This window comes from Saccharopolyspora pogona, from assembly GCF_014697215.1.
Taxonomy (GTDB): domain Bacteria; phylum Actinomycetota; class Actinomycetes; order Mycobacteriales; family Pseudonocardiaceae; genus Saccharopolyspora; species Saccharopolyspora hattusasensis.
Window position 1 is genome coordinate 4,142,779 of the sequence record NZ_CP031142.1, and the last position, 16,988, is coordinate 4,159,766.

Consider the following 16,988-nt stretch of genomic DNA (forward strand, 5'->3'; position numbering starts at 1 on the left):
CTTCAGGCGAGATCGCCTGCGTTGTGGACGATTCGGCCATCGACGACGGTCATCAGCGTTCGCGTAGCGCGCAGCTCATCGTCGGATGCGGTGAGTGGATTGGTGTCGAGAACGGCCAAGTCGGCCAGCATGCCGACGGCGAGACTGCCCTTGATCGCTGACTCGCCGGTGTGTGCGGCACCGGATGTGGTGTAAAGGCGCAATGCTTGCTCGCGGTTAACTGCCTGGGCAACACCCGATGTCTCGCCGTCACGGTTCTTGCGGGTGACCATTGCGTAGAAGTTCTGGAAAGGGTCGAGATCATTGATCGGATAGTCGGTGCCCGCGGCGACGTTGTCCAGACCGAGCACGTCGATGAAGTCCCGTGTCGGCACCGCGTTGTCCGCCCGCTCGTCCCCGAGGTGTTTGGCGATGGCCGCGCGATTTCGCCACAGAAACGGTGTCTGCGCAGCGATCTGCAGACCGAGGTCCCGAGCCCGCGCCAACTGATCCCGGCGCATCAGGCTCGCATGGATGAGCACGTCCGGCAACATGCCATCGTGCCTGGTCGCCTGGGTCGCCGCGTACACGTCGAGGGCAAGGTCGATCGCCGCATCGCCGACGGCGTGAACGCCGGTGGGCCACCCCGATTGGTGCGCGGCATCGACGAGACCCGCAAACCGGTGCTTGTCGACGAAAAGCTCACCGTGGTACGAGTCGCGGGAGGCGTACGGCGCGCTGGTCGCGGCAGTGCCGAGGGTCATGCCACCATCGATCTGTAGCTTGACACCTCGTTCCAGCACCCAACCGCCGACTTCGCGGGCATGGGGGTGTTCTGCCAGCAGCCCCCGCCAGGTCTTCAGGTCAGCCGACGGATTCAGCTCGCCGGTCGGAGTAACCATCGCCGCGATCCGGACGGTCGATTCCCCGCACGATGCCAATGCACGGATCACGTCCACATCTCGCGGTGCCATCGCCCCACCGACCACCGAGGTGATTCCTTGCGTGCTGAGCACGCGCATCGCCGCTGCCAGTTGTTTGGCCCGATCCTCCGCAGTCCACTCTGGAACCACCTTGGCCACATCATGGACTGCGCCTTCCACAAGCCTGCCGTCGTGGTCGGACGGATCGAGCCCGGCCAGCTCCAGCGCGGCTGTGCTCACTGAGACGGCGTGCCCCTCCGGGAGGAAGACCGGTCTGCCGCCTGCAGCACGATCAAGTTCCAACCGGCTGGGGGCACGCCGTTCCCGGAGCTGCAGAACCGGGTTCCACATCTGTCCACGAATCCATTCGCCCGGTTCGCAAGTGGCCGCGAACTGACCAATGCGGTCAAGCACTTCTCGCAATGTCTCGACACCGGCGAACGACACCTCGAACTCGTCCATCGCGGCACTTTCGAAGTGACAGTGCGAATCGATGAGCCCCGGGATGACGCATCGTCCCTGCAGGTCGATGACCGTGGTGGCCGGCCCGATCAGTGGACGAATCTGATCATCCCGTCCTACGGCGCTGACCAGACCGCCTGTTACCGCAACAGCCTCGGCGATGCTGCCGTCGATGTCCAACGTGTTGACTGTGCCCCCGACAAGCACCAGATCGGCAGGTCTGGTCATGCTCGTTCAACCCTTCACAACGGCGGCGATGCATTCGACCTCCACCTGCACACCAGTCCGATGTGGCCGCGCGATCACCGTCGTGCGCGCCGGGAAGTGCGGGTTGGATTCGAAGAATGACCGGTAGACCGCGTTGAAGTCGGAAAAACTGTCTACATCGCGCAGATAGCAGGTGCACTTGAGAATGCTCTCGCGGCTTCCCCCTGCGGCCTCGACCACCGCCACCAGGTTGGACAGCGTCTGCTGGACCTGTTCGCGGAAGTCGTCCGACACGATCGTCCGGGTCTCCGGGTCCAATGGCCCGGTACCGGAGCAGTAGATGGTGCCGCCGTGCACGATCGCCTGGGACAGCGGTGCCGCTGTAGTCGCTGAGAAGCCCACCGTAGGGGCGCTGCTGGTGGTGATGGGAGTGATACCACTGGTGCTGCTGGCCATGTGTGTTCCTTAGGAAAAGTGGTAGATGAGCTTGCTCAGGCTTCGTCGATTTCCATCACGACGGCCTTGGGTTCGGTAAAGAATTCTCGGCTGTACGTGCCTCCTTCCCGGCCGATCCCGGAATTCTTCGCCCCGCCAAAAGGCGCGCGCAAGTCGCGCACGAAGAAGCAGTTAACCCAGACCGTGCCCACGCGCAAGGCCCGTGCGACGCGGTGCGCCCGGGACAGATCTCGGGTGAACAGCATCGCGTTGAGACCATACGGCGTGTCGTTCGCCGCGGCCACGACTTCCGATTCCGCCTCAAAAGGAAGCACGACGACGAGGGGGCCGAACACCTCCTCCTGCGTGATCCGGTCGCTTTGGCCGGCGCCAACGACGATCGTGGGAAGGACGGTCCAGCCAACTCCGAGGCCGCCGGTGTGCAGGCGTGCACCTTGCGAGCGTGCGATGTCGAGGTAGCCGCTGACCTTGTGGAAATGCTCCATCGACGACATGGGGCCGATCCGCGTGTCAGGGTTCTTGGGGTTGCCGACCTGCAATGCTTGCGCAGCACTGGTGAACCGAGACAAGAACTCGTCGTATACGCCGCGCTGCACGTAGATTCGGCTGCCCGCGAGGCAAACCTGGCCGCTGTTGGTGAAAATCGCCTTGATCGACCAGTCGACAGCCTGGGCGAGATCGGCGTCGTCGAAGACGATGTTGGCGCCTTTTCCTCCCAGTTCCAGGCTCACCGGTACGAGATTGCGGGCGGCGGCATGAGCGATTGTCCGGCCGGTCGTCGACTCACCGGTGAAGGTGATCCGGTCGATCTCGGATGACTCGGTGAGGGCTTGACCGGCCGAGTTCGGCCCGTAGCCGTGTACGACGTTGAACACGCCTGGTGGCAGCCCCGCTTCCAGGGCCAGTTTGGCGAGCATGGTGGCCGACGCTGGGCTCTGCTCGGCCGGTTTCAGCACGACCGTGTTGCCCCAGGCCAGCGCGGGGGCGACCTTCCACGTCTCCATCATGAGCGGAAAGTTCCACGGCGCGATCGCGGCGACCACGCCCGCTGGATCGTATTCGGTGTAGGCGTGATGTCCGCCAGGCATTGGAAACGTCTCGGCCGGTGTCACCTGCGAGTGGTCGGCGAAGAACCGGAAGTTCTGGGCCGAGCGCGGCACGTCGTGGCCCGATGTCTCCCCGATGGGCTTGCCCATGTCCGTGGTGTCCGCGAGGGCGAGTGCGTCGGCGTTCTCCAGGATCAAGTCAGCGAGCCGATGCAGAATCCGGCCTCGCTCGGCGAAGCTCATCCTCGGCCACGGCCCCTCGTCGAACGCCTGACGTGCCGCTTTGATGGCGCGTTGGGCGTCACGGTCGGACCCGAGGGCCACGGCGGCCCACGGCGTCCGTTCCCACGGGTCTACGGACTCGAATGTCGCGCCGTCCAGCGACGTGACTTCCTCACCGTCGATGACGTGGCCGAAGGATTCCACCGGTTCCTCCTCAGTAGGGCTTGACATGGTTACTGTCGAAGTTGTACAGGCTTCGAGACAATGAGCGGTTCCCGTCTGCCGGAAACGCTGGCAGGAAAGGTCGCGGTTCAATGGCCGCGTACCTTTTCTGACCAGTCAGCCCATAGCCGTGCGAATTTCCCGGAACGAACCGCACGTATCTGTTCCTCGATCTCCAGCTCTAGCAACTCTTCATAACTTTGGCGTTCGCTGGCCTGCATGAGGCGCTTCGTAGCCCCAGCGGCCTCTGGCGAAGCAGCGGCGAGGTGCTTCGCCTTGGTGACCGCCTCGGTGAGCGGGTCCGGGACGACGACATCGAGCAAGCCGATGCGTACTGCTTCATCGGCGCCGACCTTGCGTCCGCTGACTGCGATCTCCGTGGCACGCGCCGCACCGACCGCCCGCGTGAGCAACCAGGAAACCCCGAAATCCGGCACCAGGCCCATCTTGATGAACGGGGCAGCGAACACGGCTCGAGGCGACCCGAGCCGCACGTCGCACGCCAGGGCTAGCGCCATACCGGCGCCGACGGCAGCACCGTCCACCGCTGCAACCGTCGGTTTGAGCGTCCGCAGCAGCAGACTGGCTGAAGCGAATTCCCGGGCCATCCGTTGGCGCGCGGTCTCCGGGGTCTCATCGATGATCTGACCGATGATGTCGAGGTCACCCCCAGCGCAGAATGCGCCGCTACTCCCGGTCACCACGATTGCACGGACATCGGGATCTTCGTCGAGCTGGCGCAGCACCGTGGGCAGGGTGTCGAGCAGCTCACGATCCAGGGCATTGCGCCGATGCGGTCGGTTGAGCGCGAGCTGCGCGACGCCGTCTGAAGTGTGGGTCAACTGCAAGGAAGCCACACCGGTGTTGTACGTCGTCGTTTCATTCATGGCTTCTCCGTGGGAATTCGGCTGAACATGCCAACCGTGCTCGACGTGGACTTGAGTTGCCAGGGCAGCTTTTCGGACAATGGAAAGGCGTGCTGGTCCCGGATGGGGAGCTGGCTGATCCTCGGTGGATCGTTCATCCAGGAACAAGGAGATTCGGTGAATCAAGAATTCGGCCATCTAACGCTGCCCAACCAGTTGACCGGCAAGACCGCGATCGTCACGGGGGCGGCGTCGGGTATCGGGCGGCAGACTGCCGCTCTTTTCGTCTCTCGTGGCGCGGAGGTACTCGCTGTCGACCGCGATGAGGAAGGTCTGCGTGAGCTGCGGCTCGCCGTTCAAGCCAGCGGCGGTGACCTGGAGACGCTAGCGCAGGATCTCACCGCCCCCGGCGCCGCCGAACGGGTGTTCGACGTCTGTGCTGGCATCTTCGGCGCCCCGAACGTGCTGGCCAACATCGCTGGCAAAGGGGGCGATGCCTCCGCTGCTGAGACCACGGACGAGGATTTCGACTACTTCCTGCGAACAAATCTGCACACGACCTTCGCGATGAGCCGGCAAGCCGCCATCACGTTCGGCGAATCGGGTGGGGCCATTGTGAATACTTCGTCGACGTTCGCGCTTGTCGGTGTGAAGGGTTCCGCGCCGTACTCAGCAGCCAAGGGAGCGGTGGACAGCCTCACACGCCAAATGGCGGCAGACTACGGTCGGCGCAACATCCGCGTGAATGCCGTAGCGCCAGGACTGATCGAGACCCCCGCCACCCGGTCGAAGATAGCCTCGGGGGTGTTCGACGATCTCGTCACCCGATCCCGTCCCCTACCGCGGGTGGGCAGGCCGAGCGACATCGCCAATGTGGTCGCGTTCCTCGTGTCGGACGATGCTGCCTTTGTCACCGGGGTGACGATCCCGGTGTGCGGGGGCTGGAGCACCACCCGGTTCCGGGACTGAGGCGCAGGGGGAAAGCGCGGACGAATCCAGTCCGCGCCTTCGTCCTGCCTCCGGCTATCGTCCTGAACGCGAACGACGTTCTTCGATGGTTTCACCGCCGGCAGCCCACCGGTCGGGCGGTACCTCCCGAACGAGGATCCGGACCGTCTCGGACTGGACACCAAGGCTGCCGACGATCGCATCATGCACGGCCGCGATCATGCCCCGCAGTTCTGCGTCGGATCGTCCGGTCAGCAGCGAAACGTCAATGATCGGCATTGGTAACTCCCCGTTGGTCGTGGCCAGTAGCGTCCTGCGGAGCGCGATCAGCCCTGCGACTTCGGGGCAGACGAACATCTGCGAGCTCGATGCCACGGGTCTCGGGCAAGGTGAACACGAGGATGAGCAAGCCGAGAGTCACCGCGCCAACCGGATACCACAGAGCCGCGGTGGTGCTGCCCACCTCGGCGCCAATCGCGACCATGGTGGCCGGCAGAAGCCCGCCGAAAATACCCACGCCTAACTGGTAGGGAATTGATAGCGCGGTCGCTCGGATGCGGGTTGGGAACAGCTCTGCCATGGCCGTGGCCGCAGGCCCCTGCGACATCTGGGCGAGGGCGACGAGCAGGAGCAGAAGCAATGCGACCTGAACAACCGGCATGCTGAACAGGTCGCCGACGCTGTCGATCGCCACCGTGCCTGACGACCCTTCGATCGGGTAACCAGATGCCTTCAGCGCGTTGACGAGTTCAGCCTCCAGTCGTGGACCGCCGGCGATCGCCGTCTCATTCACCGTGACCGTGGTGGGCCCCGGGCCATCAACGATGTGGAAGCGGACCGAGTTGCGATTCAGTATGTCGCGGGCACGGTCGCAGTCTGTGGTGGACTTGGCCGTCCCAGCCGGGTTGAACTGGAATGAGCAATCCAACGGATTCGCTGTGATGGCGACCTGGACGCGGTCTTGTGCTTGGTTCAGCTCGGGGTTGGCCACGGCTGTCACACCGGAGTTGATCGGGAAGACCAGCAGCGCGGTGAGCGCCAAACCGGCGAACAGCACGATGCGCCGGCCAATTCGGTCAGACAGCCAGCAGAACAGTACGCACAGGAAGAAACCGATCAGCATGTTGAGCATGAAGATCACGTTGACCGTGAACGAATCGACCTTCAGATAGGTCTTCATGGCGGTGAACATGTAGATGGTCGACAGATAGCCGATGAAGGACTGGGCCGACGCCATCACGAAGACGATCGCCACCATGCGGATCCGCGGCCAAGTGCTGAACACCTCGCGCAGCGGAGCCTTCGCGTGCGTGCCTTCTTCCTTCATCTTGAGGAATATGGGGCTTTCGTTGAGCTTGGATCGGATCCACACCGACAGCCCGAGAGGAAGGACGGAGATGAGGAAGGGAACGCGCCATCCCCACGACTCGAATGCGGCTTCGCCGATAGCAGCCTGCACCGCGAGCTGCACCGCCAGGGAGAGGCTGAAGGCGAGGGCCGTGGTCCCCGTCAGCCATCCGACGAAGAAGGAGCGTTGATTGGCGGGCGCATACTCCGATACGTAGGTGACGGCAGCACCGAATTCCCCGCTGACGGCAAGTCCTTGCAGGATGCGGCAGGTCACCAGCAAGATGGGGGCGAAAATGCCGATTTGCTGCGAAGTTGGTAGCACCCCGACCGCCACGGTTGAGACGCCCATCAGCACCAGGGTCAGCAGGAAGACTTTTTTGCGACCGACGAGATCGGTGAGCCGCGCGAAAATGACGGCACCAATAGGTCGGACGATGAACCCGACCGCGAAGGTCAGCAAGGCGAACACCGTCTGCGCCGCAGTGCCATAACCACCAAAGAATTGACTACCCACAACGGGAATCAATGAACCGTAGAGGAAGAAATCATACCATTCGAATGCTGTCCCCACGGCTGATGCGCTGACGATCTTCAGTTCCTGTTTCTTCATCGAAGGGCCTCCTCCTCGATGAGTTGCCCTGGCAAGGGTCGCCGAAGGCACGATGTGCAGACGTTAGATATGGGTAGTGTCCGAGGCAACACCTGCGTTCCCGATGTGTGGAAACGCCGCCATCGAGGCCGCCTCGGGCAGGCACTCTCCGGTCAGGTGGAGCGGCCAGCGACGAAAGAGCGCCGTGAGGCTCATGTGGTTCCGGCCAACGGGAACGTTGTCTTGCTTCGCGGTAGGACGCTCGAGCACCGTGCCCCTTGGCAAAGGCTCAGGTTCAGGTAGAAGGCAGGCTTTGGATGACCGAGGAAGCAGCAAAGTGGACCATCGAGTCGGCCGCGGAGCTTCTTCTGCGGGCGGAGCGGGAGAGAAAGGACCGCCCCCGCATCACAAGTGAATGGCCGCAGCTCGATCTGGCGACCGCATACCTCGTGCAAGATCGGCTCGTCGGTCGCAAGGTGGCCGACGGCGAGAAGGTGATCGGAGTAAAGCTTGGTCTCACTTCTCGGGCGAAGCAGGAACGAATGGGGGTGGCCGAGCCACTCACGGCGTGGCTCACCGACAAGATGGTTCTCCAGCCCGGGACACCCGTGCCCACTGACGAGCTGATCCATCCGCGTGTCGAACCAGAAATCGTGTTCGTACTCGGCGAGCGGCTCGCCGGGCCTGGTGTCACGGCCGCATCCGCGATGTCGGCAGTGCGGAGTGTCTACAGCGGCCTCGAAGTGATCGACAGCCGGTACACCGACTTCCAATTCACTCTTGCCGATGTCGTGGCGGACAACGCGTCTTCGGCGCGGTTTGTCATCGGCGGTGTCGAGCAAGATCCACGAGAATTGGATCTCGCTGCCGAGGCCTGCAGGCTGCGCGTGGATGGGAGAACCGTCGACACGGCCACGGGCGCCGCTGTTCAGGGCCATCCGGCAGAGGCGCTTGCGTTAGCGGTCAACAGCCTGGGCGAACGAGGAATCGAGCTCGAGGCTGGCTGGATCGTTCTGACAGGCGGCATGACCGACGCCGTGACCATCGGACCGGGCCAGCAGGTCACTGCCGAGTTCTCCCACCTCGGCTCCGTCACGGTGACAGGTGGCTGACCTCTTACGCCACGGAAACGATTGCGCTGCCGCAGATAGCGCGCACCCGACGCCGCGCGCCAGCCCCATTACGTGATGGCGACGGCCAGCGCCGGAGCAACCGCGATTTCCGGGATGGCTGCTGCTGCAGCGATGCAGGCTCCAGGCATCACAACGCGTCGGCGTCAACGCATCTGATCGGGCCTGCTGCCACCTGTCGCCATGGCACCGTCCCCGATACCGGCTCCGGCCACCACTGGGATACCACTGATACGCAGTGGATTCTGATCGAACCATTGCTACGCGTGGGGTGTACGGGTACATCCCACGCGTAGCACGAGCAGAACTGGTTGACACGCGCTCCACATGACGCGCTTTACGCACTATTCCGCTGCGTACAGCTATCGCATGGCACGGGCGGCCGCTCGCGCCACCCAGCCCTTGGTCGACGAAGCCCCGGCGGCCCCCGCTTCCATGAGACTCAGTGCGTCGGTTCCACACGGTGCTCATGCGAACAACTCGTCGCGGTAGATGCTGAACCGGACCATGCGTGCCGCGTCGATGAGTGCGGGTCGGAACCGATGCCACGGCTCGCCGTTGCCGCTGGCGAGCGTGAGTGAGGCGACCACGGCGCCCGCTTGGTTGCTGATCGCGGCAGACATCGACGAGCGGCCCATGATGTCCCGGTGTACCGAGACGTGCGCGTCCCGCACGGGATCGGCGTCGGTACCCGGCCCGTCGAACGCCTGGAACAGGACGCCGGCTGATGAGTTGGTGTTCCGGAGCCTGCTGCCTTCGTGGATGTCGTGCGGGCCGTGACCCGCCCTGGCCAGGCTTACCACGAGGGCCTCGTCTTGGTCGAGCACACTGAGGTAGGCGGTCCGGCCCGTCGTATGGGCAAGATCGCGGATGTGGCGCGACGTGTCCCGTTGGATCCGGCGCACGCAGGGTGCGGAACTGCCGATCGCCCACACCCTCGTTGCGAGCCGGTACCGGCCGTCGGGTTGCTGTTCGAGGCCGCCCCACTCGGTCAGCTCCCGCACCATGCGCCACGCCGTGGCTACGGGCAGGCCGGTCCGCTCGGCGATCTGGGTGACCTGCAGCGCGCCCGACGCACGCTCCACCACGTCCAGCACCGACAAGACGCGCGCTGCGACACTTCGTTGGCGCATCTTCCCGCTCCTTCCGCTCCCCGTCGCGCGAAGCTAACACCAGCGGTGGACGATGTCCGAGCGGCGAGTTCGCCGTCCCACTCTGTGAGCGCTTTTCACGCAATGAAAACGGAAGGCCGGGTTCGCGTCGCCGAACTCGCAAACTCGGCACCGTGCTTCGACAAATCTCCGTATTGGCGTGCTGCGGCGCGCTGCTGACCGCCTGCTCATCAAGCAACGCCGAGAACGGCGGCGTCGCAGACTCCCTCACCGCGGCGCTCGCCGCGCCCGTCAACTGCCTCGACCCGCACCAGACTCCGCAGACACCGAATCTGCAGGTGTCTCGCCAGCTCGTGGACTCGCTCACCGACCAGGATCCGAAGACCGGCAAGATCGTGCCCTGGCTCGCCACTGCCTGGAAGGTCGACGAACAGGCGACGCGGTTCACGTTCACGCTTCGCGACGGTGTCACATTCAGCGACGGCAGCCCGTTGGACGCCGCCGCAGTTGTCGCGAACCTCGACGATGTGGCTGGATTGGGCGCACGGTCCCCGCTCGGCACCACCTACCTCGCCGGCTACGGGGGTTCGTCCGCTCTCGACGCGCACACCGTCGAGGTGCGGTTCTCGACCCCGAGCGCGCAGTTCTTGCAAGCCACCTCGATGGTCACGCTCGGATTGCTCTCACCCAGCACGCTCGAACGGACCGCGGAGGAGCGCTGCGCCGGCACGCTCGTCGGATCCGGCCCGTTCGTGCTCGACCGGGTCGCGCTCAACGAGGAGGCAGGGCTGTCCGCACGCACCGGATACGCATGGGCGAGCGACCTGGCCATCCACCGGGATACACCGCGTATACGAAAGTTGACCTTCGCCATCGTCACCGATCCGAGTGCCCGGCACGGCAGCCTCTTCTCCGGGCAGCTGGACGCCGACTTGCAGGTGCTCCAGCAGGACGAGCCGTCCTTCAGCGACCAGGGGCCACGGCTGCTGTCAGGCACCCGACCCGGTGTCGTGTACACGTTGCTGCCCAACGAGTCCAGGCCTGCGCTGAGCGATCCCACCGTGCGGCGCGCCATCGGCGCCGCCATCGACCGGTCCCAGTTCGCGCCGCTGTTGTCGGCGGGTGAACGGCCCGCGACCGACGTGCTGGCCACCACTACGCCGGGCTACGCCAACCGCTCCCAGAACTTGGCGTTCGATCCACGCGAAGCGGCGAGACTGCTCGACGCGGCTGGCTGGCGGCCCGGCACGGACGGTGTACGAGCCAAGGGCGCAGATCGGCTGTCCTTCACCCTTGTCTATTCAGCGACCGAACGCTATGGCGCCGTCTACCAGCTCATCGCGCAGCAGTTGGCCGAGGCCGGGATCGAACTGCGCCCGACTCCTCTCGACGACGCGACCAACAGCGCCCGGCAGGGCGCGGGCGACTACGACTTCGTGTCCTGGACGGTGACCCGCGGAGATCCCACAGTGCTGGCGAGCCTGTACCCGGTGAAGAGTGCGAATCCCCTTCGGCGCACCACGCCCGACGAGGTCGATACCGCCATCGCGAGGATCGCCACGGTGCTGGACCCCACCGAGCGTGTGCGCGCTGTCGACGCGGCTGCCCAGGCGATCCTGGCCGGCGGGCACGGCATTCCCCTCTTCGAACAGGCCTCATCGGTGGGCTTGGCGCCCCGAGTCAGCGGTGTCCGGCTCGACGCGTCGGGCCGACCGGTATTCCAGGATGCGGAGGTTCGGTCATGAACGCGTGGAACGACTTCGCCGGTGGGCGTGCGGTGGACGCAGCGACCTTCGTCGCTGCCTCGCACACGTTGCTGGAGTCGGCGGTCGCCGCCGCCGGTGGTGGCGAGGCCACCCGTGCAGAGTTCGTCGCTGGGCTGGCGGCCAGCCTGAGCACGTCGGGTCCGTACGCGACATTGCGGCTCGACACCGGACTCGCAGACCAGGAGGTCCGCCGGGAGCTGACGGAAAACGTCGAGGCGGTGTCCTCGCTGGTCCTGGACCTCGTCCGGAGTGCCCGCCCGTCAGGCGTGTCTGGTCCAGTCGACATCCAGAGCAGCTGTGTCGGCTACGCGTGGATCCCGCCGGTGGCCGAACGGCTCACGGCCGACGCGGGTCTGCACGCGGCGCGCAACCTCTACAACGAGTGGCTCTGGCAACTCGTGCTGCTGCGGGACGCTCTCATCCCGTTCACTAACCCGGCGGAGGTGCTCCTGCTCGCCGACGCGGACGGACTGACCCGGCTGCGAGACACCCGCGACTGGTTCGCCGTCCAGGTGATGACCAGGCGAGTCCCGCACGCCGCGATCGTGCGGTTCGCCGCAGAAGCCGTCACCGCAGAACACGTCGATGGCGCGTACGGCTTCCAACACGGTGGCGTGGTCGTCCTGCCGCCGGTCGCGCTGGACGGTCCGCTGCTCGGTCCGGTCTACCTGCTGACCTGGCGCGAAACCAAGCTCGTCCCCGAGGACCTCGCCTTCTTCGTGCACGCAGAGCAGCTGTCCGTGAACACGTTGTCCGCACCTACGAGGGCGGCAGGCGAGGTCGAGGTGGTCGAGCTGTTCGACCGGCTCGTCCCCGGCTCACCCGGACCCGGCGGGACCCGCACGTTGACCCTGGTGGTCGGATTCGACGACCACGAGTGGAGGGTGGACCTCGGGCAGGCGCTGCGCGGTCACCGTTACGCCAGCCGACCGCCCCATCAAGACAGTCCGCGTAACACGTCTGCAGTGGACAATTCGTGGTCTGGGTGCGCGGTACTCCGCGAGGACGGTGCGGTGTCGGTGCCGGACGGTAGTCTCATCCCGACCGGTGGCCAGCGCGCTCTGACTCTGGCGCTGCTCGGCCGGTTGCGACCGGGCAATGTGGTGCTCTACACCGGCCAGGACGTCAGCGGGCAACATGTGCTGCTCGACATCCGGAGTTGACGTGCGCCGATTCGTTGTGCGGCGCATCGGGCAGGCCGCCGTCGTGGTGTTGGCGGCCTACACCCTCACCTTCGCCGCGTTCTATCTTCTGCCCGCGGACCCGGTGCGAATCATGATCGGCCCAGAGAACGCGATCGACGAGGCGCGGGTGGCCGCGCTGCGGGCCGCGTACGGCCTCGACCGGCCAGCGCTCGTGCGTTACGTCGACGGATTGCTCGATGCCGTACGCGGCGACTTCGGCACCTCGTTCCAGACCGGACGCGGTGTCGGCGCGACGATCGCCGAGGCTGCACCACGCACCCTCGCACTGGCTGGCGCCGCGTTGCTGCTGGCTGTCCCCGTCGGGTTCCTGATCGCCTGGCTGGCCGCGCACACGCGCCAGCCGTGGTTGCGCCGGCTGCTCGGCAGCCTGCCCGGGTTGTCGCTGTCCGTGCCGACGTTCTGGCTCGGACTGGTGCTGTTGCAGGCATTCTCCTTCGGGCTTCGGCTGTTTCCGGCTCGCGGCGACGACGGGCTCGCCGGTCTGGTCCTGCCGGCCGTGACTCTGGCGGTGCCGTCGTCGGCCTTCGTTGCGCAGGTGCTGCTGCCGCGCCTGACCGCGGAGATGCAACAGACCTATGTGGACACCGCGAGAGCCAAAGGCGCCTCACGCGCCCGCGCCGTGTCTGTTCACGCGCTGCGCAACGCCGCTATGCCCGCACTGACAATGGTGGCGCTGCTGGTCGGCTGGCTGCTGTCCGGCTCGGTCGTGGTCGAGACGATCTACGCCCGCAACGGGCTCGGTCGGCTCATCGAGTCAGCGGTCACAAGCCGGGACCTGCCGATGTTGCAGGGCTTGGTCACGGTGACCACAGCGGTCGTAACCCTGCTCGCTCTGGCGGTGGACCTGGCGTATCCGCTGGTGGACCCGAGGGAGCGCGCACGATGACCCGGCTGCGCAATCTCGGGGTCGCGCCGTCTGCCGCTGTCCTGGTCCTGGCCGGGACCGCAGCTCTCGCACCAAGCGTCTTCTCCCCCGCCGACCCGCTGCGCGGTGATCTCGCCGAGCGGCTGCGGCCACCAGAGGCGTTACACCCGTTCGGCACCGACGAACTCGGCCGGGACCTGCTCGCCCGGATCGTGCACGGGGCGGCACCGTCGTTGCAGGCCGCGGTCCTCGCGGTGGCCATCGCGGTGCTGGCGGGCGCGGCGCTCGGCCTGGTTGCGGGCACGACACGCGGTTTCGTCGATGACGTGATCATGCGGGCGGTCGAGGTGTTGCTCGCCGTGCCGTCGTTCCTCCTTGTGCTCGGAGTGATCGCGGTGCTCGGTCCCGGGACCAGCAACGTGGCAGTGGCCGTGGGCCTTTCCTCCTCGGCGGTATTCGCTCGAATCACGCGTGCCGAGGTGATCCGTGTCAGCAAAGCCGGTTATGTCGAGGCAGCAGTGGTCTGCGGCACGAGCCGCCCGACCGTCCTGTTGACCCATGTGCTGCCCAACGCCGCGAGCCCGATCGTCGCACTGGCCACATTAGAGCTCGGCAACGCGATCCTCACCGTCGCGGCCGTCAGCTTCCTCGGGTTCGGCGCCCCGTTGCCGGAGCCCGAGTGGGGTTCGATGATCGCTGCCGGGCGGCCCTTTCTCGCCTCGGCGTGGTGGCTGACGACTGTGCCTGGTCTTGTCATCGTCGCCGTCGTGCTCGCGGCCAACCATCTCGGACACATTCTGCGATCGGAGACACGATGACACTGCTCGCCGTGCGTGGCCTGACGGTCGGCTACGACTCGTCCCGCCAGAATCGACCTGCGGTGGACCGGATCGATCTAAACGTCCACCCAGGACAGATAGTGGCCGTTGTCGGCGAGTCAGGGTCAGGAAAATCGACGCTCGCGCACGCGCTGGTCGGCCTGCTCCCGGACACGGCCAGGGTGCACGCGGGCAGCGTCACGTTCAACGGCCAGCGGGTCGACCATCTCCCCGACCGCAGGTGGCGCCGATTGCGTGGGCGACGGATCGCGTACGTCCCGCAGGACCCCGGGTCCGCGCTCAATCCACTGATGACCGTGCGCGCTCAGCTCACGGAAGCCTTGCGGCTGGCGGGAAATCGGCCGTTGGGCGACAACGCGTTGACCGAGGCGTTGAACCGGGTAGGCATCCCCGCCCCGGACCGGGTGCTCGGCCGCTACCCGCATCAGCTCTCCGGCGGGTACCGGCAGCGGGTGCTCTTGGGCATGGCGCTGGCCGGCCGACCCGCGCTGCTCGTCGCCGACGAGCCGACTTCCGCGCTCGACACCACTGTGCAGAAGACCGTGCTGGACCTAATCGAAGACGTCGCTGCCCACGACGGCACAAGCGTCCTGTTGATCACGCATGACCTCGGGGTCGCCGAGGACCGGGCCGATCGCGTCGCCGTCATGTCCGACGGCCGGATCGTGGAGGACGGCCCCACGGCGCAGGTGCTCGGCCGACCGCAGGCGGCCTACACCCGCCTCCTGCTCGACTCAGCACCACGACCACGAGCCACACGGCCGGCAGCGGCGGAACCGCTGCTCGAGGTCCGTGATCTGAGCAAGACGTACCCAGGCACGGTCGCGGTGGACGGCGTTTCGTTCACGCTTGGCCGGGCCAGCACCCTGGGACTGGTCGGTGAGTCCGGGTCGGGCAAGTCCACGATCGCACGCATGATCACCCAGCTCGTGGAGCCGACGGGCGGGAGCATCCTGCTCGACGGAGAGCCCATCGCGGTCGGCTGTCCGCGTGTGCAGTTCGTCGCGCAGAATCCGTATGCCTCGCTCGACCCGCTGATGAGCGTCGGCCGGATCATCGCGGAGCCGTTGCGAGCGTTGCGCGTTGGTGTCGCCGAGCGAAGCCGGCGGGTGCGCGAACTGCTCGACGACGTCGCACTGCCGGCCGAGGTCGCGCGCCGGCGGCCGACAGCTCTCTCAGGTGGGCAGCGCCAGCGTGTGGCCATCGCCCGTGCGCTGGCGCCGCGGCCGGATCTGGTTGTCCTCGACGAGCCGGTGTCCGCGCTTGACACCGTGACGCAGGCCCAGATCCTGACGCTGCTGCAGGGGCTGCAGCGCAAGCACGGGTTGGCGTACCTGTTGATCTCTCATGATCTAGCCGTGGTCGCGGCCTCGGCCGACCGGCTCGCGGTCATGCGAGACGGCCGGATCGATGAATCCGGAACCACCGTCGACGTGCTGGCCTCGCCGGCGACTCCGTTCACCCGCGAGCTGCTTGCCGCCGTGCCGGGACGGCTAGCCGCTCCGAGGTGAGCGTGGGGCCTGATCGATCTGCCACTTGGGGCAAACTCGTCCGCTCGCTGGATCATCAGGTCCTACCGCTCGACACGCAACAGTCCGCTCCTCGGTGGTCCGTAAGGATGCAAGTCCAACACATCCCTGAACTCGCCGATCTCAATTAGCCAGGACGGCGAGAACGGTCTGGCCGCCGCGACCGTCTCGGCAATGTCAGTGGCGGTCAGCGGTTGCCAGATCGGGTGCTCCCGCTTACCGAGTCGGATCTGGGTGGCGGGGTTGCGGAAGATGGCACCGGCTCGCCGCGCCCAGGTGAACAGCGAGCGGAGTGCGGTCACGGTGCTGTTGCGGGTGTCGCCTCGAAGCGGCTGGATGTGGCTGAGCACGTCGTCGCGGTTGACCTCGCGCAGGTGGTCGTAGCGCGACGACCAGTCCCGCAACGCCGGCAGCGCCCAACGCAGGTAGCCCCGCGCGGTATCCGGGTGTCGAGCGTGGCTGCGGGGTCCGCCGTCGCGAAGGCTCAGTACCCACCGGCGCGTGGGGCCCGCGATGCCTGGTGCAAGACCGTCGAGTTTGGTGTCCAGCCACCGGTCGAAAATGGGCGGGCGGTCCTCGACCAGAATGCCCATGGCGTCGAGGATTCCGTTGGCGTTGTTGACGTTCACGAAAAATCCGGACGCAACGGAGCGCACCTCGGACGCCTTGACGAGCTCGTCCGCGCGGTAGTTGGCCAGCAGATGCACCAGGGCGCGCTGCATTGCCCGGCGAGCGGTCGGCGCCCAGCCACGCGTCTCGGCGACAGTGTGGGCAAGGTAGAGCGCCCACGCCAGCCACGGATTGTCCGGCACGGGCGCGGTGCGCAGGTCGAACCGCACCTTCTCGAACGAGCGAGTGAGTTCCTCGGTGCCGAACAACACGAGCTGCACGCCGGTGCCGGCCGGGCGGACACACGGCGCCGGCGCGGGCTTGAGCGGTCTGCCTTTCTCGCCGTAACGACGCGGGCTGGTGCGCGGCTTGCCGCGCTTCTTGGTCATCCCGGCCAGGAACAGCTGATGGAACCGCACCCGCGGGAGGTAGGGGGCGAGCACGACCCGGGATCGTGCGTCCTCGGCGGCGACGGCGCGGTCCTCGCGGGCCTGGCACCAGCACAACCGGCAGTAGCCCTTCTTCAGCCGGACTTCCCGGCGGCAGGCCGCGCAGATGCCGACGTGTTGCCCGAAGCGAGCGGCGGCGAAGTTGTAGCAGGCCAGGCACACACCCTGCGCGTAGGTCTCACCCCAGGCGAAGCATTCAGCGCAGCTCGTCACC

The 16,988-nt window shown here is 66.2% G+C and carries 15 protein-coding genes; 7 read left to right on the forward strand and 8 right to left on the reverse strand.

Annotated features, from left to right (window positions below):
• Positions 1–2: 2 nt before the first annotated feature.
• From DL519_RS18785 to DL519_RS18800, 4 genes are all read right to left on the reverse strand, one after another.
• Positions 3–1,592 (reverse strand): amidohydrolase, encoded by a 1,590-nt coding sequence (locus tag DL519_RS18785; RefSeq protein WP_190816686.1) that lies wholly within the window; start codon positions 1,590–1,592, stop codon positions 3–5.
• A gap of 6 nt (positions 1,593–1,598) precedes the next feature.
• A complete protein-coding gene (locus DL519_RS18790) occupies positions 1,599–2,027 on the reverse strand; it encodes a RidA family protein (protein ID WP_190816688.1) in 429 nt (142 codons plus the stop codon).
• A 35-nt stretch (positions 2,028–2,062) separates the two neighbouring features.
• Positions 2,063–3,499, reverse strand: a complete 1,437-nt coding sequence (locus DL519_RS18795) for an aldehyde dehydrogenase (protein ID WP_190816690.1) — start codon at positions 3,497–3,499, stop codon at positions 2,063–2,065.
• Between the two features lie 107 nt (positions 3,500–3,606).
• Positions 3,607–4,404 (reverse strand): enoyl-CoA hydratase/isomerase family protein, encoded by a 798-nt coding sequence (locus tag DL519_RS18800; protein ID WP_190816692.1) that lies wholly within the window; start codon positions 4,402–4,404, stop codon positions 3,607–3,609.
• Positions 4,405–4,440: 36 nt separating this feature from the next.
• Between DL519_RS18800 and DL519_RS18805 the strand changes: the two genes are divergently transcribed.
• Positions 4,441–5,352, forward strand: coding sequence for an SDR family NAD(P)-dependent oxidoreductase (locus DL519_RS18805; protein ID WP_190816694.1), 912 nt, complete (start codon positions 4,441–4,443; stop codon positions 5,350–5,352).
• A 54-nt stretch (positions 5,353–5,406) separates the two neighbouring features.
• Here the strand turns inward: DL519_RS18805 and DL519_RS18810 are convergent, their stop codons facing one another.
• Positions 5,407–5,610: a tautomerase family protein gene (locus DL519_RS18810; protein WP_190816696.1), complete on the reverse strand. Its 204-nt coding sequence runs from the start codon at positions 5,608–5,610 to the stop codon at positions 5,407–5,409.
• Positions 5,597–7,291, reverse strand: a complete 1,695-nt coding sequence (locus DL519_RS18815) for an MFS transporter (RefSeq protein WP_190816698.1) — start codon at positions 7,289–7,291, stop codon at positions 5,597–5,599. Before DL519_RS18815 ends, DL519_RS18810 begins: the two co-directional genes overlap by 14 nt.
• 296 nt (positions 7,292–7,587) lie before the next feature.
• On the opposite strand from DL519_RS18815, the gene DL519_RS18820 reads away from it, so the two are divergent.
• Positions 7,588–8,382, forward strand: coding sequence for a 2-keto-4-pentenoate hydratase (locus DL519_RS18820; RefSeq protein WP_190816700.1), 795 nt, complete (start codon positions 7,588–7,590; stop codon positions 8,380–8,382).
• A gap of 485 nt (positions 8,383–8,867) precedes the next feature.
• On the opposite strand, the gene DL519_RS18825 is transcribed toward DL519_RS18820, so the two are convergent.
• A complete protein-coding gene (locus DL519_RS18825) occupies positions 8,868–9,533 on the reverse strand; it encodes a helix-turn-helix domain-containing protein (protein WP_190816702.1) in 666 nt (221 codons plus the stop codon).
• A gap of 152 nt (positions 9,534–9,685) precedes the next feature.
• On the opposite strand from DL519_RS18825, the gene DL519_RS18830 reads away from it, so the two are divergent.
• From DL519_RS18830 to DL519_RS18850, 5 genes are read left to right on the forward strand one after another with little or no spacing between them, the layout of a single operon-like run.
• Positions 9,686–11,257 carry an ABC transporter substrate-binding protein gene (locus tag DL519_RS18830; protein ID WP_190816704.1) on the forward strand — a complete coding sequence of 524 codons (1,572 nt, stop codon included), beginning with the start codon at positions 9,686–9,688 and terminating at the stop codon, positions 11,255–11,257.
• Positions 11,254–12,441 carry a hypothetical protein gene (locus DL519_RS18835; protein WP_190816706.1) on the forward strand — a complete coding sequence of 396 codons (1,188 nt, stop codon included), beginning with the start codon at positions 11,254–11,256 and terminating at the stop codon, positions 12,439–12,441. The genes DL519_RS18830 and DL519_RS18835 overlap by 4 nt, the downstream gene beginning before the upstream one ends.
• 1 nt (position 12,442) lies before the next feature.
• Complete coding sequence (locus DL519_RS18840) at positions 12,443–13,369, forward strand: ABC transporter permease (protein WP_190816708.1); 927 nt, start codon at positions 12,443–12,445, stop codon at positions 13,367–13,369.
• A complete protein-coding gene (locus DL519_RS18845; RefSeq protein ID WP_190816710.1) occupies positions 13,366–14,166 on the forward strand; it encodes an ABC transporter permease in 801 nt (266 codons plus the stop codon). Before DL519_RS18840 ends, DL519_RS18845 begins: the two co-directional genes overlap by 4 nt.
• Positions 14,163–15,698, forward strand: coding sequence for an ATP-binding cassette domain-containing protein (locus DL519_RS18850; protein ID WP_190816712.1), 1,536 nt, complete (start codon positions 14,163–14,165; stop codon positions 15,696–15,698). Before DL519_RS18845 ends, DL519_RS18850 begins: the two co-directional genes overlap by 4 nt.
• 62 nt (positions 15,699–15,760) lie before the next feature.
• Here the strand turns inward: DL519_RS18850 and DL519_RS18855 are convergent, their stop codons facing one another.
• Complete coding sequence (locus tag DL519_RS18855) at positions 15,761–16,987, reverse strand: hypothetical protein (RefSeq protein ID WP_190816714.1); 1,227 nt, start codon at positions 16,985–16,987, stop codon at positions 15,761–15,763.
• Position 16,988: the final 1 nt, after the last annotated feature.